Origin of the sequence: Mesorhizobium sp. M7A.F.Ca.MR.362.00.0.0, from assembly GCF_004023175.1 — a bacterium.
Classification (GTDB): Bacteria; Pseudomonadota; Alphaproteobacteria; order Rhizobiales; family Rhizobiaceae; genus Mesorhizobium.
This window is the reverse complement of sequence record NZ_RZTF01001079.1, coordinates 1-249: the sequence shown is the minus strand read 5'-3', so window position 1 is coordinate 249 and position 249 is coordinate 1. Positions and strand designations below refer to the sequence as shown.

Here is a 249-nt window from a genome sequence, read left to right as displayed (position 1 = left end):
TTTCCAGAACTAACCGTAACAGATATTTTAGAGGGAATCCAGTTATTGGATGAAGAAGGTTTTATTGAAGAAACACATCTAGATGTTGAAAAAACAGTTCCTGAACGTTACAAACCGAATGTAAATTATTTTAGTCGATTTATTGGAACTAGAAGAAAACGTTTTGACATTCAACAAAAAATAAATGAAACATCAATTTTGTTATTAGGTCTTGGAGGTGGAGGTTCAAATATTCTAACTCTTCTTGCT

At 31.3% G+C, this 249-nt stretch carries 1 protein-coding gene; it reads left to right on the top strand.

What is annotated here, in order from left to right; all coding sequences use genetic code 11:
• On the top strand, positions 1–249 hold a 249-nt coding region (locus EOC06_RS39200; protein ID WP_206631459.1), incomplete at both ends, for a hypothetical protein.